21 protein-coding genes are annotated in these 23,159 nt (G+C 39.1%); 15 read left to right on the top strand and 6 right to left on the bottom strand.

The window, feature by feature from the left end; all coding sequences use genetic code 11:
• Positions 1–100 precede the first annotated feature (100 nt).
• Entirely contained in the window at positions 101–940 is an 840-nt protein-coding gene (locus tag ACNHOZ_RS12200; RefSeq protein ID WP_025749916.1) for a YitT family protein, read from the top strand.
• 37 nt (positions 941–977) lie between these two features.
• Here the strand turns inward: ACNHOZ_RS12200 and ACNHOZ_RS12205 are convergent, their stop codons facing one another.
• The 3 genes from ACNHOZ_RS12205 to ACNHOZ_RS12215 form a co-directional block, all read right to left on the bottom strand.
• Positions 978–1,739, bottom strand: a complete 762-nt coding sequence (locus tag ACNHOZ_RS12205) for a DUF3813 family protein (RefSeq protein WP_255899168.1) — start codon at positions 1,737–1,739, stop codon at positions 978–980.
• A 3-nt stretch (positions 1,740–1,742) separates the two neighbouring features.
• A complete protein-coding gene (locus ACNHOZ_RS12210; RefSeq protein ID WP_162200718.1) occupies positions 1,743–1,892 on the bottom strand; it encodes a hypothetical protein in 150 nt (49 codons plus the stop codon).
• Positions 1,893–2,013: 121 nt separating this feature from the next.
• Positions 2,014–2,826 (bottom strand): Cof-type HAD-IIB family hydrolase, encoded by an 813-nt coding sequence (locus ACNHOZ_RS12215; RefSeq protein WP_338705223.1) that lies wholly within the window; start codon positions 2,824–2,826, stop codon positions 2,014–2,016.
• Positions 2,827–3,061: 235 nt separating this feature from the next.
• On the opposite strand from ACNHOZ_RS12215, the gene ACNHOZ_RS12220 reads away from it, so the two are divergent.
• A complete protein-coding gene (locus ACNHOZ_RS12220) occupies positions 3,062–3,370 on the top strand; it encodes a metal-sulfur cluster assembly factor (protein ID WP_013055384.1) in 309 nt (102 codons plus the stop codon).
• A 31-nt stretch (positions 3,371–3,401) separates the two neighbouring features.
• On the opposite strand, the gene ACNHOZ_RS12225 is transcribed toward ACNHOZ_RS12220, so the two are convergent.
• The gene (locus tag ACNHOZ_RS12225; protein ID WP_372497415.1) at positions 3,402–4,100 is read right to left on the bottom strand and encodes a Crp/Fnr family transcriptional regulator; all 699 of its coding nucleotides are present in this window, start codon (positions 4,098–4,100) and stop codon (positions 3,402–3,404) included.
• A gap of 352 nt (positions 4,101–4,452) precedes the next feature.
• On the opposite strand from ACNHOZ_RS12225, the gene argC reads away from it, so the two are divergent.
• From argC to ACNHOZ_RS12280, 11 genes are all read left to right on the top strand, one after another.
• On the top strand, positions 4,453–5,496 hold the full coding sequence (gene argC / locus ACNHOZ_RS12230; RefSeq protein ID WP_048021955.1) for an N-acetyl-gamma-glutamyl-phosphate reductase: 1,044 nt from the start codon (positions 4,453–4,455) through the stop codon (positions 5,494–5,496).
• A gap of 45 nt (positions 5,497–5,541) precedes the next feature.
• The gene (argJ, locus tag ACNHOZ_RS12235) at positions 5,542–6,777 is read left to right on the top strand and encodes a bifunctional ornithine acetyltransferase/N-acetylglutamate synthase (protein ID WP_255899177.1); all 1,236 of its coding nucleotides are present in this window, start codon (positions 5,542–5,544) and stop codon (positions 6,775–6,777) included.
• A 12-nt stretch (positions 6,778–6,789) separates the two neighbouring features.
• Positions 6,790–7,614 carry an acetylglutamate kinase gene (gene argB, locus ACNHOZ_RS12240; RefSeq protein ID WP_033578035.1) on the top strand — a complete coding sequence of 275 codons (825 nt, stop codon included), beginning with the start codon at positions 6,790–6,792 and terminating at the stop codon, positions 7,612–7,614.
• The gene (locus tag ACNHOZ_RS12245; protein WP_028412386.1) at positions 7,580–8,734 is read left to right on the top strand and encodes an acetylornithine transaminase; all 1,155 of its coding nucleotides are present in this window, start codon (positions 7,580–7,582) and stop codon (positions 8,732–8,734) included. The genes argB and ACNHOZ_RS12245 overlap by 35 nt, the downstream gene beginning before the upstream one ends.
• 70 nt (positions 8,735–8,804) lie before the next feature.
• Positions 8,805–9,878, top strand: a complete 1,074-nt coding sequence (locus ACNHOZ_RS12250; RefSeq protein ID WP_028412385.1) for a carbamoyl phosphate synthase small subunit — start codon at positions 8,805–8,807, stop codon at positions 9,876–9,878.
• Positions 9,871–12,981 (top strand): carbamoyl phosphate synthase large subunit, encoded by a 3,111-nt coding sequence (locus ACNHOZ_RS12255; protein WP_255899182.1) that lies wholly within the window; start codon positions 9,871–9,873, stop codon positions 12,979–12,981. The genes ACNHOZ_RS12250 and ACNHOZ_RS12255 overlap by 8 nt, the downstream gene beginning before the upstream one ends.
• Complete coding sequence (argF, locus tag ACNHOZ_RS12260; protein ID WP_028412383.1) at positions 12,978–13,928, top strand: ornithine carbamoyltransferase; 951 nt, start codon at positions 12,978–12,980, stop codon at positions 13,926–13,928. Before ACNHOZ_RS12255 ends, argF begins: the two co-directional genes overlap by 4 nt.
• Positions 13,929–14,030: 102 nt before the next feature.
• Positions 14,031–14,675: an SDR family oxidoreductase gene (locus ACNHOZ_RS12265; protein ID WP_028412382.1), complete on the top strand. Its 645-nt coding sequence runs from the start codon at positions 14,031–14,033 to the stop codon at positions 14,673–14,675.
• A 133-nt stretch (positions 14,676–14,808) separates the two neighbouring features.
• Positions 14,809–14,988 carry a YjzC family protein gene (locus ACNHOZ_RS12270; protein ID WP_013055394.1) on the top strand — a complete coding sequence of 60 codons (180 nt, stop codon included), beginning with the start codon at positions 14,809–14,811 and terminating at the stop codon, positions 14,986–14,988.
• Positions 14,989–15,103: 115 nt separating this feature from the next.
• Positions 15,104–17,707, top strand: a complete 2,604-nt coding sequence (gene clpB, locus ACNHOZ_RS12275) for an ATP-dependent chaperone ClpB (RefSeq protein WP_255899187.1) — start codon at positions 15,104–15,106, stop codon at positions 17,705–17,707.
• A 188-nt stretch (positions 17,708–17,895) separates the two neighbouring features.
• Complete coding sequence (locus ACNHOZ_RS12280) at positions 17,896–18,147, top strand: hypothetical protein (RefSeq protein WP_014461601.1); 252 nt, start codon at positions 17,896–17,898, stop codon at positions 18,145–18,147.
• A gap of 28 nt (positions 18,148–18,175) precedes the next feature.
• Here the strand turns inward: ACNHOZ_RS12280 and ACNHOZ_RS12285 are convergent, their stop codons facing one another.
• The gene (locus ACNHOZ_RS12285; RefSeq protein WP_013081740.1) at positions 18,176–19,069 is read right to left on the bottom strand and encodes a helix-turn-helix domain-containing protein; all 894 of its coding nucleotides are present in this window, start codon (positions 19,067–19,069) and stop codon (positions 18,176–18,178) included.
• A 338-nt stretch (positions 19,070–19,407) separates the two neighbouring features.
• Between ACNHOZ_RS12285 and ACNHOZ_RS12290 the strand changes: the two genes are divergently transcribed.
• Positions 19,408–20,586: a galactokinase gene (locus ACNHOZ_RS12290; RefSeq protein ID WP_255899192.1), complete on the top strand. Its 1,179-nt coding sequence runs from the start codon at positions 19,408–19,410 to the stop codon at positions 20,584–20,586.
• Between the two features lie 30 nt (positions 20,587–20,616).
• Positions 20,617–22,140 (top strand): UDP-glucose--hexose-1-phosphate uridylyltransferase, encoded by a 1,524-nt coding sequence (gene galT / locus ACNHOZ_RS12295; protein WP_028412379.1) that lies wholly within the window; start codon positions 20,617–20,619, stop codon positions 22,138–22,140.
• A gap of 42 nt (positions 22,141–22,182) precedes the next feature.
• On the opposite strand, the gene ACNHOZ_RS12300 is transcribed toward galT, so the two are convergent.
• The gene (locus ACNHOZ_RS12300; protein WP_033578041.1) at positions 22,183–23,067 is read right to left on the bottom strand and encodes an NAD(P)-dependent oxidoreductase; all 885 of its coding nucleotides are present in this window, start codon (positions 23,065–23,067) and stop codon (positions 22,183–22,185) included.
• Positions 23,068–23,159 lie beyond the last annotated feature (92 nt).

Raw genomic sequence — 23,159 nt, forward strand, 5'->3', positions numbered from 1 at the left:
CTATATGTACTAACTATTTTAAAGATGCTGACTTTATTCATTTTATAAATGGGTATAAGGAAGTAAGAAGTTTTAAAAAGCGGAGGTCGGTCATTTGAATATGTGGCTTGAAACAAAAAAAGCGATAGTCGTCTTAGTAGGAGCATTATTGAATGCGCTTGCGCTCAACTTGTTTTTGATACCTGCTAATGTATATTCGAGCGGCTTTACGGGAGTAGCACAGCTTGTTTCGAGTATCGTGACAGATTACACTCCTTTTACTATTTCCACTGGAGTGCTGCTGTTGTTGTTAAATATTCCTGTAACTATTTTAGGATGGAAAAAAGTGGGGAAGTCATTTACTGTTTACAGTTTTATCAGCGTTGCTGCAACAACTTTGTTTCTTGGAATTATTCCTATTCAAGCACTTTCTAAGGACATCATCCTTAATGCAGTTTTTGGAGGCGTTATTTTAGCGGTAGGGGTAGGAATTACGTTAAAATTTGGAGCTTCAACTGGTGGGCTCGATATCATTGCCCTGATTTTGTCCCGAGTAAAAGACCGACCAATTGGCACTTATATGTTCATATTAAATGCAATTATTATCGTGCTAGCAGGTCTTTTATATGGTGCTGAGAAGTCACTTTATACGCTTGTGACGCTTTATACGACCACTCGCGTCATTGATGTTATTCATACGCGTCATGTCAAACTCACAGCAATGATCGTAACGAAAAAAGGAGTGGAGCTAAGAAAGGCGATTCATGCCAAACTCGTGCGAGGGATTACGGCGGTACCGGCTAAAGGAGGCTTCACAAACGAAGATAAAGAAATGCTAATGATTGTTTTAACTAGGTATGAATTATTTGACTTGGAACGAGTAATTAAAGAGGTGGATCCTAAGGCATTTACTAATATAGTTCAAACAACGGGAATCTTTGGTTTGTTTCGCAAAGATTAAAAAGAGTCCAGGTATTCATTACCTGGACTCTTTTTTATTAATGTGTGCCTTTTAAGTCATTAGAAAGTTCTTGAAGCTGAGCTTGTTCTTCAGGAGAAGCATTTTGCTGCGCATGAGACAGCATATCAGCTGCAATGTTTTCATCAGAAGCTGCAGGCGTATGAGCCTGAGACGTTTGATGATTTTGACCAGCAGCTCCCAATGTATTCTGAAGCTGTTGAAGCTGAGCTTGTTCTTCAGGAGAAGCGCTTTGCTGTGCATGAGACAGCATATCAGCTGCCACGTTTTCACTAGACGTGTGAGCTTCACCGTGAGCGTGAGACTGACCGCCTTCTAAAGTGCTTTGAAGCTGTTCAAGCTGGCTCTTTTCTTCAGGAGAAGCATTTTGCTGTGCATGAGACAATATATCAGCTGCCACGCTTTCACTGGACGTGTGAGCTTCACCGTGAGCGTGAGACTGACCGCCTTCTAAAGTGCTTTGAAGCTGTTCAAGCTGTGCCTTCTCTTCGGAAGAAGCATTCTGAACGATATGAGACAGCGTATCGGACGTAATGTCTGCACTTTTCTCGCGCCCATGTGATTCTCCATCTGTATCATACGCTTGATGCAATGAGTTTTGGAATTGCTTCAGCTGCTCTTGCTCCTCAGGAGAAGCGTTAGAAGCAATACTATTTAATACGCCTTCTGAAATATCAAGTTCACCGTTGCCGTGCTTTTGACGATGAAGCTGATCTTCTGAATGGCCGGATACTGCGTTTCGAATCGCATCTTTTACTTGACCAAAAAGTGAATTTTTCATAAGTTACTGTCCTCCATGAGGAGTTTGGCGCTGGTGAGCTTGAAATGCTTCTGCCTCCGCCATAGTCATATGATAAGGAATTCGTTCATCATGTTTTTGAACTGCGTCTGCACCTTGTTTCACAAAACGTTTTGATCGATTGCCTCTGCCCATCATAAATTCCTCCTCGTAATATAAATAAAACCGACACCTTAAGAAGTGTCGGTTATAGTGTGTGCTAAATAAAAAAAATGATAGCGATAAAAATTTACCTTGCTTTTCAAAAAAAGCTAAGTTATAAATTTAACGTTTTTTCCAAATAATAAGCAATACCATCATTTTCATTCGATTTTGTTACTTCACGCGCTAGCTGCTTTAATTCGCTAATACCATTTTCCATGGCGATACCGTGTCCTGCAAATTTAATCATTTCAAAATCATTGTCTTCATCTCCAAATGCAATAATTCGTTCGCGAGAAATTTGATAATGATTAGCTACGCGCTCAAGACCTACAGCTTTATTAAGTCCTTTTTTTACAATTTCAACGACATGCCAAGGTGCTCCCCAGCGTCTATGTTCTAGTACTTCTGCATGAACATCTGAAAGGTGAGAGCGTATATCTTGTACATGTTCTTCATCTGCGTGAATTAAAATAGACGTTGGATCGTGCTGCAGCGTATGACGCAAATCACCCGTTTGTAATTTAGGATCCCCTAGGCTGAGTACATCCATTAATTTTCGATCTTCAAAATGAAGATACACATCATCTTGTACTTCTGCCATGATATTGTTGATGCGATAGTCTTGCATAGCTGTCACAATGTCATGAACAGTTCGGCGATTTAAAGGTTCGTGATGCGTGCCAAAATCAGGCTGAAGGGGATGATGGACAAGCGCTCCGTTAAAGTTTACGATAGGCGTGGATAAATCTAATTCGCTGTAATACATAGCACTGGAACGATAAGGTCTTCCAGTTGCAATCATTACAATATGTCCGTCTTGTTTGGCTTTTTCTAATACCCGTTTTGTTTTAGGTGAAATGGTTTTTTCATTCGTTAACAATGTTCCATCCAGATCTAAGGCAATTAAGTGTTGATCGTTTCTCATATAGGGCTCCTTTTAAATTGAAGTAGTTATACGATTATATTGAATTCTACTAATATTCATGCTTGTATTCCCATATTTTACACAACTTTTCCTTATGAGCAAAGCAGAACGATTGACATGCAAAAGTTGTCTTGTTACGGTGTAAGACATAGTTATTGATTGCTTACGATAAATTGTTTAAGGGTATATTTAATACGTGAAGATAATTACGGAAGTAAAAGAAAGGAGAATGAATATGGATAAACAGTTAGAAGATAAAATCATGGAATCACTAGAAGAAGTAATTGATCCAGAGCTTGGCGTTGATATCGTAAATTTAGGCTTAGTTTACGGGGTGGAAATGGAAGAAAACAACACGGTTATCGTGACGATGACGTTAACTTCTATTGGCTGCCCGCTAGCGGGTGTGATTGGCGAACAAGTGAAAAAACAATTAATTTCTCTTGAAGAAGTAGAAAATGTAGAAGTGAATATCACATTTAACCCGCCATGGGATAAAGATCGCATGACTCGCTACGCTAAAATTGCATTAGGTGTTCAATAAGAAAAAAAGCCATCAACGATGGCTTTTTTTCTTATTCAATTCTGCACAATTCCACAGGGCAGTCTTCACAGTCTATTTCTTTCTTTAAAAAAGAGAGCTTATGAATGATAATTTTTCCATCTGTCATTGAGATTACTTCATTTTTTCGCAACTCAGCGAGCATACGATTGACCACTTCTCGGGATGTCCCGCATAGATTAGCGATCTCTTGATTTGTCAACGTTACGTTTAATAAAATACCATTTGGCTTCATTACCCCAAAACTATTGGACATGCGAATCAGAGTAGAATAGAGAGCTCCTTTTTTTCCATTTAGAATTAAGTCTCTAAACTTTGTCTGCATTCGCTTAATTTGAAGTCCCATCCACTTCATGTACTCCATGGAAAGAGCAGGGTATTGTGCTAGTTCGTTTTCTAACACCCGTTTTTGAATGCTGATCGCTGTACAAGGTTCAATGGCTTTTGCTTGAAGCATATGGGGAGTAGATCCGCAAAACAGCATAACTTCCCCGATTAAGTCTCCTGAACTTGCCAGCTGAAGCGTCAGTTCGCGTCCTTCCGGCGTCACTTTACTTACTTGTACAGCTCCAGAAGTAATAAAAAATAAATGAGTTGAAGGTGAACCTTCTTGAAAGAGAAAGTCACCTTTTTTAAACGAAATTTTATGATCAAAGTCCATAAAAAATTGCTGCAGCTCATTTGAAAAAGAATCCGCTGTGATGTTCATCATGTTATCACCTTTTACTCAAAATTTTTGCGACTGTTACTTATTAATCTATTAAGTTAGAACAGTCTGTATATCCTGTACGTCCACTAGCCGTATGAAGAAATGTCATACGGATGATTTTTATCGATACTCTTATTATACACAAAAACAACCAGTGTTTTCCAAAACTATCTGTGAACAATTTCTAAACAAAAATAGAAAGATAGTTATAAAAATAAAAACTTATGAATAAATAAAAATGTTTAAAAATATAGAATAAAGTGTTGGTTTTTTTAAATATTCATTTGATTTTATTTTTATACGGTATTATAATGATAAATAATTCAAATAGATACGTGGAAAAAGGAGTTTTAAAATGAAAGAATACAAGGTAGGAATTGTTGGAGCAACAGGGTATGGAGGAGTAGAACTGATTCGTTTGTTAGCGAATCACCCGCATTTTCATGTTTATGCAGTTTATTCATCCTCTCAGGATGGGATGGAACTAGCAGAAGTTTATCCTCACCTTTCTAATACTGTATATACACTGCAAGATATAAACCCTAAGAACATGGCCAAAGAATTAGACTTAGTGTTTACAGCAACTCCGTCCGGTGTTTCTAGCAAACTTGTACCTCAATTAATAGAAGAAGGAATAAAAGTGGTAGATCTATCTGGAGATTTTAGATTAAAAACAGAAGCTCTTTATGAAAAGTGGTACAAAAAGCCTGCTGCAGCCGAAGCGTTTTTACAACAGTCCGTGTATGGGTTAGCGGAATGGTTTGCAGAAGAAGTTGAAAGCAGTACGTTCGTTGCGAACCCGGGTTGTTATCCAACAGCTACACTGCTTGGGCTAGCTCCTCTCGTTAGTAAACAAATGGTGAAATCAAACTCTATTATCATTGATGCAAAGTCCGGAATTTCAGGAGCAGGACGTGGTCTTTCGCAAATGGTTCATTATGCTGAAATCAATGAAAATATGAAAATATACAAAGTTAATCAGCATCAGCATATCCCAGAAATTGAATCTATTTTAGAAAAGTGGGATGAGGAAATTGGCCATGTTACGTTCAGTACGCACTTAGTTCCAATGACGCGAGGGATTATGAGTACGATATACGCTGAACTTTCTGAAGAGAGCTCAGTACAAGAGCTTCATCAGCTATATGTAGATACATATCAAAACTCCCCATTCGTTCGCGTTCGAAAAGCTGGTGAATTTCCGTCTACTAAAGAAGTAAGTGCATCAAATTATTGCGATATTGGTATTGCATTTGACGAACGAACAAAGCGTGTCACGATTGTTTCTGTCATTGATAACTTAGTTAAAGGGGCAGCCGGTCAGGCCATTCAAAATGCCAATATCATGATGGGATTTGAACAGCAAACGGGTATTGGACTACTGCCTGTCTTCCCATAAAAGCACAGCATCACTAATCACGATAAAAGCAGGAGGGAACGTATAGTGATTACGGTTAAACAAACGAAAGAAAAGATAAAGAAAATAGAGAACGGTACAATTGTAACGCCGCTAGGTTTTTCAGCAGATGGCGTTCACGCTGGTTTACGTTATGCTAAAAAAGATTTAGGAGTTATTGTAAGTGATGTGCCAGCTAATTGCGCAGCTGTTTACACGCTTAATGCCTTCCAAGCAGCGCCTTTAGCTGTTACAAAAGAAAGTGTAGCAGTAGAGCAGAAGCTGCAAGCGATCGTTGTGAACAGCGCATGTGCAAATGCATGTACTGGAGAACAAGGATTAAAAGATGCATACCAAATGCGAAATACATGTGCAGAAAAGCTTAATATTCTACCTCATCATGTAGCGGTAGCTTCTACAGGGGTAATTGGAGAGCTTCTAGATATGGAAAAAATCATGAAGGGCATTGGGTTATTAAGTCCTTCGTCGAACAAAGAAAAAGCAGAAGAATTTCAAACGGCTATTTTAACAACAGATACCGTAATGAAGTCAGCTTGCTATCAAACAGCCATTGACGGCAAAACGGTTACGATTGGCGGCACAGCGAAAGGATCAGGTATGATTCACCCGAATATGGCTACGATGCTTAGCTTTATCACAACGGATGCTAAGGTTGAAGCTTCAGTACTACAAGATGCGCTGGGTTCTATTACAAATAAAAGCTTTAATCAAATTACAGTAGATGGTGATACGTCTACGAATGATATGGTTGTTGTTTTAGCAAATGGAAAAGCTGATCACCAGTCGCTTACACCAGATCATCCTGAATGGACGTCATTTTATGAAGCACTGCGCTTGACGTGTGAAGATTTAGCCAAACAAATTGCACGCGACGGTGAAGGAGCAACAAAACTAATTGAAGTAAACGTATCTGGTGCTCATACAAACGAAGAGGCAAATGTGATTGCTAAACAAATTGTAGGCTCGAACTTAGTGAAAACGGCCATGTATGGAGCCGATGCCAATTGGGGACGAATTATTTGTTCAGTTGGCTACAGCGGCGTAGCGCTTAATCCAGAAGCAGTGAACGTTTCGTTAGGTGATATCCAAATGCTAAAAAACAGCCAGCCTGTTTCATTTAGTGAAGAAGAAGCAAAAGCTTATTTAGAAAATGATACGGTTGAAGTCTATGTTGACTTGCAGCAGGGAAATGGAATTGGCAAGGCGTGGGGCTGCGATTTGACTTACGATTATGTGAAAATCAACGCCAGTTATCGAACGTAAGGAGAGAGTGAAATGAGCAGTGAAAAAATCGTCGTTGTAAAATGCGGAGGCAGCATTATCAATCAGTTAACAAGCGCTTTTTTTGAAAGTATTCAGCAGTTAAAAGCGAGTGGATATCAGATCATTGTTGTGCACGGAGGCGGGCCTGATATTCAAGATACGCTTACCAAGCTTCACATTGAAACGGAATTTGTAGATGGGCTTCGAAAAACGTCCAAAGAAGCATTAGAAGTTGTGACGATGGTATTAGCAGGCAAAGTTAATAAGCATCTTGTAAAAGAACTACAAAAAGCGAATTTAAAAGCAGTAGGACTATCAGGAATTGATGGATCTTTGCTTAAAGCAGAGGCTATCGATGTTGAACGTCTAGGTTACGTTGGAGAAGTAAAAGGCGTAAACGATACATTATTAAAACAACTAACTGACAGTCAGTACATTCCGGTTATTTCTTCCATTGGAGCCGATGAAGAAGGTAATAGCTATAATATTAATGCTGACGTGGCAGCCGGAGCCGTTGCACAAGCAGTAAATGCTGAAAAGCTGATGTTTGTGACGGATGTAAAAGGTGTATTAAAGGATGGAGCATTGCTTCCTGAACTTACAAAGTCAGAGATTGATGCACTTATTGAAGAAAAAGTAATTTACGGCGGAATGATTCCAAAAGTGACATCAGCGGTAAATGCGTTATCTCCTTTACTTGAAGAAGTTCATATTATTAGCGGAACTGATGGATTTTTAGATAAGGAAGGAAAGCTGATTGGTACAGCAATTAAATATAGTGGAAAAGGTGGAGAAGATAGCGATGAGTTCATTGTTTCCAACATATCAACGGTTTGATATCCATGTGGAAGAGGCGCAAGGAACAAAATTAATAGATAACAAAGGAAATGAGTATTTAGATTTTATTTCAGGTATCGCTGTCTGTAACGTAGGCCATCGTCATCCTGATGTTCAAAAAGCGATCGAAGAGCAGTTAAATAAAGTGTGGCACGTGTCAAATTTATTTCATCAATCGATTCAAGAAGATGTAGCAGGTAAGCTTGTGGAACATTCAAACGGTGATGCAGTATTCTTCTGTAACAGCGGTGCAGAAGCCAACGAAGCGGCGATTAAATTAGCGCGCAAGTACACGCAAAAACATAAAATCATTACCTTTACAAAATCATTTCATGGACGTACATTTGCTACCATGACAGCTACAGGGCAGGCAAAAATTCATGATGGCTTCGGTCCTCTTGTTAATGAGTTTGTTTACGTGCCATACAATGATGAAGAAGCATTAAAACAGGAAATGGACGACAGCGTAGCAGCAATTATGGTTGAAGTCATTCAAGGAGAAGGCGGAGTTGTTCCAGGAACCGAAGCATTTTTATTAACTATTCAAGAGCTGTGTAAAAAGCACGAAGCACTGTTTATAGTCGATGAAGTGCAAACTGGAATCGGCAGAACAGGAAAACCATTTGCCTATCAGCATTTTAATGTGTCACCAGATATTATTACAGCAGCTAAAGGGTTAGGAAGCGGAATGCCGGTTGGTGCGATGATTGGAAAAGGCTATCTCAAAGAAGCGTTTGGACCTGGTACTCACGGAACAACCTTTGGAGGAAATCCAATTGCATTAGCTTCAGCTAAAGCAACTTTAAACATTATTTTTAACGAAGCATTTTTAGCAGAGGTTGCAGAAAAAAGCCTTTATTTTACCAACGCTTTGAAAAATAGCGTAGCAGATTATTCATTTGTAAAAGATGTTCGCGGAAAAGGTTTTATGATTGGAATTGAATGCGGAGAACATCAGTCGGCATTGCTTGCAGCAATGCGTGAAAAAGGATTGCTAGCACTGGGAGCAGGACCGCATGTAGTACGATTGCTGCCGCCTTTAACTGTAACAAAAGAAGAGTTAGACCAAGCGATTCATATCATTGAAGAAGCGTTTAGCCAAACAAAAATTACTTCATAATACAAATTTTTTTGAATACTTTTGTATAAAAATTCTGTTTTATAAATAATTATTCGAAGAGGGATGCACAATGAACGGATATTTACACTTAGCAAACGGCGATTCGTTCGCCGGACACATTGAACATACAGCAACGCACCAGGCAGAAGGAGAAATTGTTTTCTTTACTGGAATGACTGGTTATCAAGAAGTTGTGACTGATCCATCTTACAAAGATCAAATTATCGTCTTTACGTACCCTTTGATTGGGAACTATGGTATCAATGAGAAAGATTATGAAAGCAAAAAGCCTCACGTAGCAGGCGTTGTCGTATACGAATGTTCAGATGAAGGGTTCCATTACGAAGCGATGTACAGCTTCAAACAATATTTAAAGAAATGGAACATTCCGCTTATTACACATGTGGATACGAGAGCGGTCGTAAAACGAATTCGAAAAGAAGGTACGATGCAATCTGCCTTTTCGGCATCTGCTGAGCCGCCAGCATTTACTGCTGAATGCGATGGATATGTAGTAAAAGAAGTGTCAACAAAAGAGCCTGTTACTTACGGAAACGGTGAAAAACACGTTGTATTAATGGACTTTGGCTATAAAAAATCAATTTTACAAGAGCTGCTAAATCGAGAGTGCAAAGTAACGGTTGTTCCTTATTCTACAAGCTCTTCAAAAGTAAAAGAGCTGCAGCCGGATGGCATTGTCTTATCAAACGGACCTGGAGATCCAACTCAAGTAAGCAGTCAGCTGGATGAATTAAAAGAAATTATTTCAGCGTATCCAACTTTGGGAATTTGCTTTGGACATCAGTTAATTGGGCTTGCTTTTGGGGCAGAAACCAAAAAGCTGGCGTTCGGTCACCGAGGAGCTAATCAGCCTGTAATTGATTTAACGACTAACAAAGTGTGTATGACGTCTCAAAACCATAGCTATGTCGTAGATGAACAGACGATTACGTCTACGCCATTAAGCGTTCGATTTAAAAATGTGAATGACGGATCGGTTGAAGGTTTAATGCATAAAGACCTTCCTGTTATTTCGGTTCAATATCATCCAGAAGCACATCCTGGACCAAGTGACAGCACGTATATCTTTGATGAATTTATGACGAAAGTACAGCAAGTAGGGAGCGGAAAAGTATATGCCTAAAGACCAAACATTAAAAAAGATTTTAGTAATCGGATCAGGACCAATCGTAATTGGGCAAGCAGCAGAATTTGATTATTCAGGAACTCAGGCATGCTTGTCATTAAAAGAAGAAGGTTATGAAGTTATCTTAATCAATAATAATCCAGCTACGATTATGACGGACACTCACGTAGCAGATCGAATCTATTTTGAACCATTAACAGTAGACTGCGTAGAGAAAATTATTGCAAAAGAAAAGCCGGATGGTTTGTTAGCTACATTAGGCGGACAGACGGGTTTAAACTTAGCCCTTGAGCTTCATGAACAAAATATTTTGCCAAAATACGATGTGAAACTTTTAGGAACACCGATTGAATCAATCAAAAAAGGTGAAAGCCGTGAAGAGTTCCGTGCATTAATGAATGAACTAAATGAACCGGTGCCGGAAAGTGAAGTTGTCACAAAAGTAGAAGAAGCATTAGCTTTTGCCGAGAAAATTGGTTTTCCTGTTATTGTACGTCCTGCTTATACGTTAGGCGGAACGGGCGGAGGAATTGCTTATTCTATGGAAGAACTTGAAAAACTTTCAGCGTCAGGTTTACGTGAAAGTGCTATTACTCAATGCTTAATTGAAAAAAGCATCGCTGGATTTAAAGAGGTTGAGTACGAGGTTATGCGTGACGTGAACAATACGTGCATTACAATTTGTAACATGGAAAATATTGATCCCGTGGGTGTTCATACTGGAGATTCGGTAGTTGTTGCTCCTTCTCAAACGTTAACCGACGTGGAATATCAAATGCTTCGTTCGGCTTCAGTTAAAATTATTTCATCGCTTGGCATTATTGGAGGTTGCAACATTCAGTTTGCGCTTGATCCAAAAAGCAAGCAGTACTATTTAATTGAAGTAAATCCGCGTGTGAGCCGTTCGTCTGCTCTTGCATCAAAAGCAACGGGCTATCCGATTGCTAAAATTGCTGCAAAACTATCAGTAGGCTACACGCTTCATGAGTTATTAAATCCTGTAACAGGAGACACATATGCAAGCTTCGAACCAGCTCTTGACTATGTAGTAGTGAAATTTCCAAGATGGCCGTTTGACAAGTTTTTCTACGCGGAGAGAACGCTTGGCACGCAAATGAAAGCAACTGGAGAAGTAATGGCTATTGACCGTAACTTTACACGTAGCTTCCAAAAGGCACTGTCTTCTTTAGAAATTGATTTACAAGGATTGGAAGTAGAAGAACTGCAAGAACTTTCAACGGATGAATTAAAAAGCAAGCTTGGCGAACAAAGCGATGAGCGTATTTTTGTTATCCTTGAGCTTTTACGTCGCGGTACAACGCCTGAGTATATCCATGAAGTAACGCAAATTGATTATTTCTATTTAACACACTTTACGCAGCTGATTAAAATGGAAGCCTCTTTGAAGGAAGTACGTTTTGATTCCATTACAGCTGAACACTTCAAGCAAGTGAAGGAGCATGGTTTTACAGATGCGTATCTAGCAAGCGTATGGAACGTGCCAGAGCTTGACGTAAGAGCGAAACGTAAAGCACTACATATTACGCCAAGCTACAAAATGGTAGATACATGTGCAGCGGAGTTCGAATCCTCTACGGCTTATTTCTACTCTAGTTATTATGGCGAGAGTGAGATTGAACCATCAACGAATAAAAAAGTTGCGATTATCGGTTCTGGACCGATTCGTATCGGCCAAGGAGTAGAATTCGACTACAGCTCTGTACACGGTGTGTTAGCTCTTGAAAAAGAAGGATACGAAACAATTTTAATTAACAACAATCCAGAAACGGTAAGTACGGATTTTGAAGTAGCAGACCGCTTATATTTTGAACCTGTAACAGTAGAAGATGTGCTAAACGTTCTTGATGCTGAAAATGTGACGGATGTAATTGTTCAATACGGAGGTCAAACGGCTATTTCGCTTGTTAAAGGGCTAGAAGAAGCTGGCGTCAATTTACTAGGGATTACAAATGATGTTATTGATGCACTTGAAGATCGCGACCTGTTTTATAAGCTCTTAGACGACTGTGATATTCCGCATATCCCAGGTGAAATGGCGAAAGATGAGCAAGAACTTGTACAAAAAGCAAAAGCTATGGGATTCCCATTACTTATTCGTCCTTCTTACGTCATTGGCGGAAAAGGAATGCTGACAATTCAAAATGAAACGGAGCTGCAGGCTTGTTTACCGGCTATTAAAGCGTCTCATTTCCCAATGCTTATTGATGCTTACTTCCCTGGAAAAGAAGCAGAAATTGATGTTGTAGCAGACGGAAAAGATGTGTTGATTCCGACAATCGTTGAACATATTGAAAAAGCCGGCGTTCATTCAGGAGACAGCTATGCGCTTTTACCAGCAAAAACAGTAGAAGCAGCACATAAAGAAAAAATGGTGAGCTACGCTCAAAAAATTGTAAACAAACTTCAATATAAAGGGATTATGAATATCCAATATGTTATTTACAACGATGAAGTCTACATGCTGGAAGTTAATCCGCGTGCCAGCCGTACAGTGCCTGTAGTAAGCAAAGTGTGCAACACGCCGCTTGTTTCGCTATCAACTCAAATATTGCTTGGGAAAGCATTGTCGGAAATTAGCGAGAAGCTAGGTTTATTGCCGGATCCGGCTTATACAACTATTAAGTTTCCAGTGTTTTCGACAAGTAAATTATCAGGAGTTGATCCGCTTGTTGGACCAGAAATGAAGTCAACTGGTGAAGGAATTGCGATTTCTTCAACGATTGAAGAAGCAGCAAAAAAAGTATTCCATCAGTATGTGTTAAGTAAAAAAGGTGCTGCAGAAGTGTATATTAACGGAGAAGCACAGGGCCTTGAAGAACTTGCGCAAAGCGCGGGATTAACTCTTGTTAAAGATAAAGAAGTTAGTGAATGGGTAAAAACGAAAGAAGCTTTATTATATGTAAGTTTACAGCCTGAAGATAAAGAAAGCCGTATGTCAGCATTAAAACACGGTTTAATGGTTATGACGGAGGCAGAAACGGCTTCGCTATTTTTCCAATCGTTCCAAGTCAATGAATATCACGTTTCATCACTACAAGAATGGTTTCAAAAAACTAAAAAGGAAGTGACAGTATCATGAGTACAGTATCGGTAAATACGAATTTAAAGGGAAAAGATTTGCTTACGCTTAAAGATTTATCATCAGACGATATTATGTCACTTTTAGAAAGCGCCATTGAGCTGAAAGAAAAGCATAAAAATGGTGAAATCGTCACATCGTTAAAAGGAAAAACGCTGGGGCTCATTTTTGAAAAATCTTCAACAAGAACAAGAGTCTCATTTGAAGCGGGAATGATGCAGCTTGGAGGAAACGCCCTCTTTTTAAGCAGCCAGGATTTACAAATTGGACGCGGAGAAACGATTGCTGATACAGCACGCGTACTATCTGAATTCATCGATGCTATCATGATTCGTACGTTTGAACATAGCAAGATCGAAGAGCTTGCAGATTACGCATCCATTCCCGTTATTAATGGTTTGACAGATGATTATCATCCTTGTCAGGCTCTAGCTGATTTATTAACGATTTACGAGCACAAGAAATCATTTGATGGGCTAAAAGTAGCTTATGTTGGAGACGGAAATAATGTAGCGCATTCCTTAATGATTGCATGTGCAAAAATGGGAATAGATATTTCAATTGGATGCCCTGACGGATATGAGCCAAAAGACTTTGTAACAGCTTATGTTAATGAAGTAGCTGCTAAAACGGGTGCGAAGGTTACGATTACAAAAGATCCTGTAGAGGCTGTAAAAAATGCCGATGCTATTTATGCAGACGTGTGGACAAGTATGGGACAGGAAGAAGAAGCACAGCAGCGCTTGAAAATATTTGCTCCTTATCAAGTAAATGAAGAGCTAGCTGCCCATGCGAAGTCAGACTATTTATTTCTCCACTGCCTGCCTGCGCATCGTGAAGAAGAAGTGACAGCAAGCATTATTGACGGACCAAATTCGGTTGTTTTCCAGCAGGCTGGAAATCGTATGCATGTACAAAAGGCCTTGCTTCAAGCAATTTTAGGCTAAGAAAAAAACCTTTCTGAGAATATCAGAAAGGTTTTTTTGTTTAAAGGGAATTAATTGTGGGAACACCAGTTGTATACTAAACAGAACGAAAGGTGATTTATGATGAAAGTATTAGTTGTTGGAGCAAACGGAACAACGGGAAAACAAGTGGTAGAAAAAGTCGCAAACAGCAAGCAGCATGAAGCTTATGCGATGATTCGCGACGAAAAACAAGCAGACGCTTTAAAAAAGCTGGGCGCTAACGTTGTACTTGGTGACTTGGAGCAAGATGTTTCAGATGCTTTAAGAGGTATGGATGCTGTCATATTTGCAGCAGGTTCTGGAGGACATACGGGAGATGAAAAAACAATCGCTGTGGATCAAAACGGTGCTAAAAATATCATTGATGAAGCAAAAAATCAAGGTGTGAAGCGCTTTGTTATGTTAAGTTCAATGGGAACAGATGCACCTGAACAAGGACCAGAAGGCTTACAACTTTACCTGCGTGCTAAAGCGATAGCGGATGAATACTTAAAGCAGTCTAATCTGCAATATACAATTGTACGACCAGGAACTTTATCGAATGATTCAGCTACTGGAAAAATTGATATCAATAATGATATTGAAGATAAATCTCAGACGATTCCTCGAGCAGATGTAGCAACCGTGCTTGTAGAATGCCTAAACGAAGAAGCTACGATAGGAAAAACGTTTGAAATGTTAGCCGGAGAAACTGAAATTGAACAAGCTATTAAATTTACTCATTGATACAAAAGGGCAGATCTAAAGGTCTGCTCTTTTCTGTTCTGTTCCTAATATGAAAACATCTCCATTATGAAACGGAAATCTTAAGGGAATAGTATAGGAGAACATTTCATTTCAGGAATGAGGAGGCAGGACAATGGGACAAAATCGTCATTTCACACCGGGTCAAAAAGCTCCTAATAACGGAGTGTATATTGAAATTGGTGAAACAGGAAGCAACGTAAATAATCCTCAAAAGGTTAAATTAAAAGCAGGAGAGCGTTTTCCAGAGACGGCAAACGATGACCGCCACTGGACATACATGCGCAAGCCTTAAATAGTAAAAAAATAAAGAAGCCATTCTAAATTGAATGGCTTTACTTGTTTTCCCATTGCTGGGTATAATGAAATAAAGGTCAATAAAGGTCAAATGTATCGAAGGAGGATGTTCAATGGACATAAATAAAATGACCCAAAAATTGCAAGAAGGCGTGATGGAAGCGCAGTCCGAAGCTATTAAACGAAATCAGCAGGAAGTGGATATTGCTCATTTGCTTTATACGCTTATTCATCAGCAAGATGGTATTGCTCCTCGCATATTAGATCATTTACATATAGATCATCAATCTTTTCAGCAGCAGGTAAATCAACTGCTTGCGAAAAAACCTGCTGTTACAGGAAGTGGAGCTGAAGTAGGGAAAGTTTATATTACAAATAAACTCCAGCAGCTGTTTGTCAAAGCTCAAGAAGAAGCATCTCGTCTGCAAGATGATTATGTTTCAGTTGAGCACATCTTTTTAGCCTTAGCACAGGAACCGTCTTCTAGTGAATATGGCAAGTTATTTTCAAGTCACGGTATAACAAAAAAAGCTTTGCAAGATGTGCTTACTAGCCTTCGAGGAAATCAGCGAATTACAAGTCAAAATCCGGAAGTTACATATGAAGCGTTAGCTAAATATGGAAGAGACTTAGTGGCAGAAGTAAGAGCAGGGAACATTGATCCAGTCATTGGACGAGACGGAGAAATTCGCCGCGTTATCCGCATTTTATCGCGAAAAACAAAAAACAATCCAGTTTTGATTGGAGAACCTGGCGTTGGTAAAACAGCGATTGTTGAAGGTCTAGCACAGCGCATTGTTCGTAGAGATGTGCCTGAAGGATTAAAAGATAAAACCATCTTCTCATTAGATATGGGAGCTTTAGTAGCAGGAGCGAAGTTCAGAGGCGAATTTGAAGAGCGTTTAAAAGCTGTTCTTCAAGAAGTTAAGAAAAGCAACGGTCAAATTCTTTTATTTATTGACGAACTTCATACAATCGTTGGAGCAGGTCGTACGGACGGAGCGATGGATGCAGGGAATATTTTAAAACCAATGCTTGCTAGAGGAGAACTTCACTGTATAGGAGCTACAACTCTTGATGAGTATCGTCAGTATATTGAAAAAGATCCAGCTCTTGAAAGACGCTTTCAACAGGTGCTGGTTGAAGAACCTTCAGTAGAAGATACAATCTCTATTTTACGCGGTTTAAAAGAACGGTTTGAAATTCATCACGGTGTAAACATTCATGACCGAGCGATTGTTTCAGCAGCGGTTATGTCTGATCGTTATATCTCAGATCGCTTTTTACCTGATAAAGCAATTGATTTAATTGATGAAGCATGCGCAACCATTCGAACAGAAATTGATTCGATGCCATCAGAATTAGATGAAGTAACACGACGTGTCATGCAGCTTGAAATTGAAGAAGCGGCATTAAGTAAAGAAACAGATCAAGCAAGCATCACAAGGTTAGAGGCAATTCGAAAAGAAGTCTCTGATTTAAAAGAACGTGCAGATACAATGAAGCTGCAGTGGGAAAAAGAAAAGCAGTCGATTCAAACGGTGCAAGATGTCCGGGAGCAGCTTGAGAAAGCGAAGCGAGATTTAGAAGAAGCTGAAGGGAAATATGATTTAAATAAAGCAGCCGAACTTCGCCACGGACGCATTCCAGCTCTTGAAAAAGAACTAAAACAGCTGGAAGAAACAGCTGCTGAAAAAGCACAAGAAAACCGTTTGTTAAGAGAAGAGGTAACGGAAGAAGAAATTGCTGAAATTGTAGGAAGGTGGACGGGAATTCCGGTGTCGAAACTAGTTGAAGGAGAAAGAGAAAAGCTGTTGAAGCTTGAGTCAATTTTACAGCAGCGTGTGATTGGACAGGACGAAGCCGTATCCTTAGTTACAGATGCTGTGATTCGCGCAAGGGCAGGCATTAAAGACCCGAACCGCCCAATTGGATCATTTATTTTCCTAGGACCTACCGGAGTAGGAAAAACGGAGCTAGCCAAAACGTTGGCACATTCGTTATTTGACAGTGAAGAACAAATGGTTCGTATTGATATGTCTGAATACATGGAAAAGCATGCGGTCTCTAGGCTTATAGGAGCGCCTCCTGGCTATGTAGGGTATGAAGAAGGCGGACAGCTAACGGAAGCGGTGAGACGCAAGCCTTATTCAGTCGTTTTGTTAGATGAAATTGAAAAAGCTCATCCCGAAGTATTTAACGTGCTCCTTCAAATACTAGATGATGGAAGAGCAACAGATTCAAAAGGAAAAGTCATTGATTTTAAAAATACAGTCATTATTATGACGTCAAATATTGGTTCTCAATTTTTATTAGACGGTTTAACAAGTGAAGGCGAGATTACTGAAAAAGCCAGAGAGCAAGTGATGGCTCAATTAAGACAGCATTTTCGCCCAGAATTTTTAAATCGAGTAGACGACACGATTTTATTCAAACCGCTAACTGTTCATGAAGTAAAGGGAATTATTGATAAGCTATTGCTTCAGCTTGAAAAGCGTTTATCCGATCGTCATATTTCGTTAATGTTAACAGAAGAAGCAAAAAATCATATTGCAGCCTCCGGGTTTGATCCGGTATACGGAGCGCGCCCTTTAAAAAGGTTTATTCAAAAATATATTGAAACAAAAATTGCCAGAGAATTAATTGCAGGGCAAATTGAAGATTATAGTCAAGTGACAGTTGATGTAAAAGATGATGAGTTTGTTGTCAGCGTATAAGTTTTCTAAAAAGGCCATTCATGATAATTTGAATGGTCTTTTTTTGCTATTAAGAGCAGCATCCCTTTTAAAATAAATAAAAAAAATACGTGAGAGCTAAGCGTAAAAACTTATTCAGTTTTAGGTTGTAGAATATATCTAATTCATTTATGATAATACAAAATGGGCAAAGGAGCATGAATGAGCACATGAAGGACCGTATAGAGCTTATATATGACGAAGCATACGATTTTATAGATCAGGCATTAACTAAAATAAGAGCGCTGGATAAAAATGATCTTCAAGCTGAAAATGAAGAAGTGCAGGAAAAGGCAGAACGGACAGAGTTTGCACTTCAAGCTGCACGAGATATTTTAGAAAATATGATTATCCCGGGTAAAAAATTGACTTTTATTTACGAAAAAGGTTCTGTGGTAGTAGAAATTCCCGATAAAAAATAAAAACGACTTCCTTTTATGGAAGTCGTTTTTATTTTGGTAATGCAAAGTGTTCATCAATGGATGCATCACTTTTTCGATACTGCCCGGGTGTCATATTGGTTGTTTTGCGAAATACTTTTGTTAAATAATTGGCATTTGCATAGCCGACGTTTTCAGCAATTTCTTCGATTGAATACTTGGTTTGATGCAATAGCTCGGCCGCTTTTTGAATGCGAAGCTTCGTTAAATATTGAATCGGCGTAATCCCTGTTGTTTGTTTGAATAACCGGCTAAAATGATAGCGAGATAAATGAGCTGCATCTGCCATTTCATCCGGACCGATTTCTTCATGATAATGATTGCGGGCAAATAAAATAGAGCTAATGATACTTTCAGGCCAATCCTCTGTAAAACTGTCCATGCTTTTAATATATTGATACAGCTCCATTACAAAGCGGTAAGATAAGCTTGAGGCATGAAATGGATCTGCTATATGTTTTTCACTTGCCCTCTTATATATCTGAGCAAGCAGCTGAACAGGTGCTGATTCAGGGTGAAATCGAATTACAGGGGAGTGGGTTGACTGAATATAATCCCAGCATTTTTGTACTTCATCTCCGTATAATGTAAGAAAAATAAACTCCCAGTTTTCACTTTCCTTTGGTAAGTAATAGCGATAATTTCCAGGTATATTGACGATGAATGCTTTTCCAGCATCCACTTTATATTCTTGTCCATCTATTTCAATCATCCCGTACCCAGAAACCGTGTATTGAAAAATATATTTTCCTACATCTTTTCGCTGATTTCCGCTCCAGTTATAAAGGGGCGAGAAAACTTCATCCCATCCAACCGACCAGAGCTGCGCAACTTCGTTTGTGCGGGATTCTAAAAACCTGTATGCGTACGTTGAATATTCTTGAGCTTGGAAATGTGAGAGCAAATTTTCACCTTCTTTTTGAAATAAAGTAGTACTTAATTCTTACTTTAACGTAATCGCTTTCATTTTTCTATAATTTTTTGAAAATATCATGATTATTTTTAGTGAATGTCTCTAAATCTATTATTTTCTTATAATTTGCAAGTCAAGGCTCCCATGAAGATAACACCTTTTTGGCGCAAGAGCAGTTCATCATCAATTTAAAAGAATCATTTTTAAAGTGATAAGCAAAAAAGTACCGATTATCGATAGGAATTTTACCATTGAGGCAAGGAAAATTGGACTTTACAATGTACATATGAATCCGTTTCCAAAAAACTACTTAAAATAGGTGATAATAAATGCTGGAAAAATTAATCGAAGAGTTCAAACAAATATTTCATTCGTCAGAAGCTATTCGCTGCTTTTTTGCACCAGGGCGTGTCAATTTAATTGGAGAACATACTGATTATAATGGAGGGCATGTTTTTCCTTGTTCATTGAGTATAGGAACGTATGCGGTAGTACAAAAACGTCATGATGGAAAAATACGTATGTACTCTAAAAACTTCTCTGAAGCAGGCGTTATTGAATCCTCTTTAGAGCAATTAACGTACAAAACCGAGGATGATTGGGCTAATTATCCAAAAGGAGTAATGGACACCTTTAAAAAGCAGGGATATGATCTTCCTTTTGGTTTTGATATCTTGTTTTTCGGCAACATTCCTAACGGAGCAGGGCTTTCATCGTCGGCATCAATTGAGTTAGTCACATGCGTACTTTTAAATAAAATTCTTGAATTGAATATTGATATGATGGACCTTGTAAAAATGGCGCAGCAAGCTGAAAATGAATTTATCGGCGTAAGCTGCGGGATTATGGATCAGTTTGCAATTGGAATGGGAAAAGAAAATCAAGCCGTATTGTTAAACTGCCAGACTCTTGAATACCAGTATAGCCCGCTGCAGTTAACAGATGCTGTGCTCGTTATTTCTAACACAAATAAGCGAAGAGGGCTGGCAGATTCAAAATATAATGAGCGCCGTATGGAGTGTGAAAGAGCACTATCAGATTTGCAAACTTCACTTTCCATTGATTCGCTTGGTGATTTAACGAAAGAACAATTTGAAAAGCACAAATCTTTAATACAAAACGAAGTAGATTGTAAGCGCGCTAAACATGCGGTATATGAAAATGAACGCACAAAAGAAGCGGTTGCTAAATTGCAAAACGGCGATTTAAAAGGATTTGGTCAATTGATGAATGAGTCGCACTGTTCGCTGCGAGATGACTATGAAGTAAGTGGAAAAGAATTAGATGCTCTTGTAGAAGCAGCCTGGTCGCAAGAAGGTGTGATTGGATCACGCATGACGGGTGCAGGCTTTGGCGGCTGTACAATCAGTATCGTAAAAAAAGCACAGGTTGATAGATTTATTGAGGAAGTAAAAGACGCTTATTATAAGCAAACGAGTTTAGAAGCTGAATTTTATGTGGTTACGGTTGGAGAAGGAGCGCGTGAACTCACATTAGAAGCAGTATAAGAGAAAACAGATAGAGAAAGGAACGAGTGTATGTCAGTCAACATTCATGAAGAAATCACCCGACTTATTCAATATGGTTTACAAAAGAATCTAGTAACAAAATGGGATATAGATGTGGTGAGAAATAAACTGCTGGAAGTGTTAGAACTCGACGAATGTATTACGGTAGAAGTTAAAGAAGAACGTTTGGAACATCCAGCTGCTATTTTAGATAACATGCTTGATTGGGCTGCCGAAAACAATCGAATCGCCGATAATTCTATCACATATAGAGATTTATTCGATACCAAAATAATGGGATGCTTTGCAAGCATGCCTTCAGAGGTTAATCGAACCTTTTACGATCACTATCAGCAAAACCCTCAAAAAGCCACAAGCTATTATTATAAGCTGTCAAAAGACATTCACTATATTCGCAGAGATCGAATTGCTAAAAACGAAAGATGGGTAACAAACACTGACTTTGGAGAACTTGAAATTACTATCAACTTATCTAAGCCGGAAAAAGATCCAAAAGCAATTGCAGCAAGCAAATCACTGAAAGAAAGCAACTACCCGCTATGCCTGCTCTGTAAAGAAAATGCTGGCTATGCAGGCCGCATTAACCACCCAGCTCGCCAAAATCACCGGATTATCCCTGTGGAATTGCAGGAAGAGCTGTGGTACATGCAGTTTTCACCTTACGTTTATTATAATGAACATGCCATTGTTTTTGCGAGTGAGCATACACCTATGCATATTTCAAAGCAAACGTTTAAGCGGCTGCTTGCCTTCGTTGAACAATTCCCACATTATTTTTTAGGGTCAAATGCAGATTTACCCATCGTAGGAGGATCTATTTTAACGCATGATCACTTTCAAGGAGGCTATCATGAGTTTCCTATGGCTAAAGCAAGAATAAATAAATCGTTCTCTCTTGAAGCGCATCCAAACGTGAAAGCTGGAATTGTTCATTGGCCAATGTCGGTCGTTCGTCTTCAAAGTTCGCACCTTGCACCATTAGTGGAAGCAGCGGATTTCATTTTGAAGAAATGGAAATCATATAGTGATCAAAGTGCTGGTATTTTAGCTTTTACAGATCAAACTCCTCACAATACGGTCACGCCTATTGCTAGGAAAAGAGGGGATTTGTACGAATTAGATTTAGTACTGCGAAACAATCGAACAAACAGCAAGCATCCAGATGGCATTTATCATCCGCATGCAGAAGTTCATCATATCAAAAAAGAGAACATAGGTTTAATTGAAGTAATGGGGCTTGCGGTTTTACCCGGTCGTTTGAAAGACGAAATGAGTCTAGTGGCCAAAGGGTTAGTTCAGAATAACCTGAGTGAAGTAGCCAGCAGGCATGATCAAGTGAAAAAACACGTGAAGTGGGCTGAACACATCAAGAAAAAATATCCGCATATTGAAGTGGAAAATGTCCAAAGCATTCTTCAACAAGAGCTCGGTTTGATCTTTGCGACTATTTTAGAGCATGCAGGTGTGTTTAAACAAACTGCTGAAGGGCAGCTCGCATTCAGTCGTTTTATGAATTCGTTAAATGAAGCGTAAATCATTAATAAAAACAGGCAGCTCGTAATGAGCTGCCTGTCTTTATACAGTTAGGGCATGCTGTTTTAAAAGGGTATACAGAGCCTGTGTTCCTTTATTATCCTGGCCTTGTTTTTCGAGCTGTTCATAAAGCGATTTTGCTAATTTTAGCCCGGGTGTATACAGCTCCATTTCTTCAGCTGATTCAATGGCAATCTTCATATCTTTAATGAAGTGTTTAATATAAAAGCCTGGTTCGAAGTCTCCTTTAATCATGCGAGGAGCTAAATTGCTTAACGACCAGCTTCCCGCTGCGCCTGTTTCAATACTTTTTAGAACGGTATTCGGATCTAATCCGGCTTTTTCAGCATAAAGTATCGCTTCGCAGACACCCATCATATTAGAAGCAATAGCAATTTGATTGCACATTTTTGTATGTTGACCAGCACCGGCGCTTCCTTGAAGAACGATATTTGTCCCCATTTTTTCAAGAATAGGCGTAACGGCAGAGAATGCTTCAGAATCGCCTCCTACCATAATCGCTAAGGTTGCTTTCTGAGCCCCAATATCTCCTCCTGAAACAGGAGCGTCAAGCGCATGAATGTGCTTCTCTTTTGCTGCTTGATAAATCTCACGAGCAAGTATAGGGCTTGATGTCGTCATATCAATTGTATAGCAGCCTTTCTTTGCATTATGTATAATGCCGTCTTTTCCTAAATAAATCTCTTTTACATCGTGAGGATAGCCTACCATGGTGATAATAACATCAGATTGTTCGGCCACTTCTTGAACGGTTTCTTTCCATTTGGCCCCTTTTTCAAGTAGTGCTTGAGCACGAGTTTTTGTTCGTGTATAAACAAGGACTTCATATCCTGCGTCAATTAAATGCCCGGCCATGCTTTGACCCATAACGCCTGTTCCGATAAAACCAATTTTTTCTTTAGTCACAGCAGTATTCACTCCTAAAGTTAATAGTTTGATTATTCTAAAATTATATAGTTAAAGTTTGGGATAATCAATGATTCCGACTATATATAGAT

It is taken from the genome of Priestia sp. D51 (assembly GCF_053345675.1).

What these genes read in the sequence shown, in the direction of transcription:
- galT (WP_028412379.1), top strand. Translation starts at nt 20,617, where the DNA reads ATGTCAGTCAACATTCATGAAGAAATCACCCGACTTATTCAATATGGT.
- ACNHOZ_RS12250 (WP_028412385.1), top strand. Translation starts at nt 8,805, where the DNA reads ATGAACGGATATTTACACTTAGCAAACGGCGATTCGTTCGCCGGACAC.
- argB (WP_033578035.1), top strand. Translation starts at nt 6,790, where the DNA reads ATGAGCAGTGAAAAAATCGTCGTTGTAAAATGCGGAGGCAGCATTATC.
- ACNHOZ_RS12265 (WP_028412382.1), top strand. Translation starts at nt 14,031, where the DNA reads ATGAAAGTATTAGTTGTTGGAGCAAACGGAACAACGGGAAAACAAGTG.
- ACNHOZ_RS12200 (WP_025749916.1), top strand. Translation starts at nt 101, where the DNA reads ATGTGGCTTGAAACAAAAAAAGCGATAGTCGTCTTAGTAGGAGCATTA.
- argF (WP_028412383.1), top strand. Translation starts at nt 12,978, where the DNA reads ATGAGTACAGTATCGGTAAATACGAATTTAAAGGGAAAAGATTTGCTT.
- clpB (WP_255899187.1), top strand. Translation starts at nt 15,104, where the DNA reads ATGGACATAAATAAAATGACCCAAAAATTGCAAGAAGGCGTGATGGAA.
- ACNHOZ_RS12210 (WP_162200718.1), bottom strand. Translation starts at nt 1,892, where the DNA reads ATGGGCAGAGGCAATCGATCAAAACGTTTTGTGAAACAAGGTGCAGAC.
- ACNHOZ_RS12255 (WP_255899182.1), top strand. Translation starts at nt 9,871, where the DNA reads ATGCCTAAAGACCAAACATTAAAAAAGATTTTAGTAATCGGATCAGGA.
- ACNHOZ_RS12215 (WP_338705223.1), bottom strand. Translation starts at nt 2,826, where the DNA reads ATGAGAAACGATCAACACTTAATTGCCTTAGATCTGGATGGAACATTG.
- ACNHOZ_RS12220 (WP_013055384.1), top strand. Translation starts at nt 3,062, where the DNA reads ATGGATAAACAGTTAGAAGATAAAATCATGGAATCACTAGAAGAAGTA.
- ACNHOZ_RS12205 (WP_255899168.1), bottom strand. Translation starts at nt 1,739, where the DNA reads ATGAAAAATTCACTTTTTGGTCAAGTAAAAGATGCGATTCGAAACGCA.
- ACNHOZ_RS12290 (WP_255899192.1), top strand. Translation starts at nt 19,408, where the DNA reads ATGCTGGAAAAATTAATCGAAGAGTTCAAACAAATATTTCATTCGTCA.
- ACNHOZ_RS12225 (WP_372497415.1), bottom strand. Translation starts at nt 4,100, where the DNA reads ATGATGAACATCACAGCGGATTCTTTTTCAAATGAGCTGCAGCAATTT.
- argC (WP_048021955.1), top strand. Translation starts at nt 4,453, where the DNA reads ATGAAAGAATACAAGGTAGGAATTGTTGGAGCAACAGGGTATGGAGGA.
- ACNHOZ_RS12280 (WP_014461601.1), top strand. Translation starts at nt 17,896, where the DNA reads ATGAAGGACCGTATAGAGCTTATATATGACGAAGCATACGATTTTATA.
- ACNHOZ_RS12270 (WP_013055394.1), top strand. Translation starts at nt 14,809, where the DNA reads ATGGGACAAAATCGTCATTTCACACCGGGTCAAAAAGCTCCTAATAAC.
- ACNHOZ_RS12245 (WP_028412386.1), top strand. Translation starts at nt 7,580, where the DNA reads ATGAGTTCATTGTTTCCAACATATCAACGGTTTGATATCCATGTGGAA.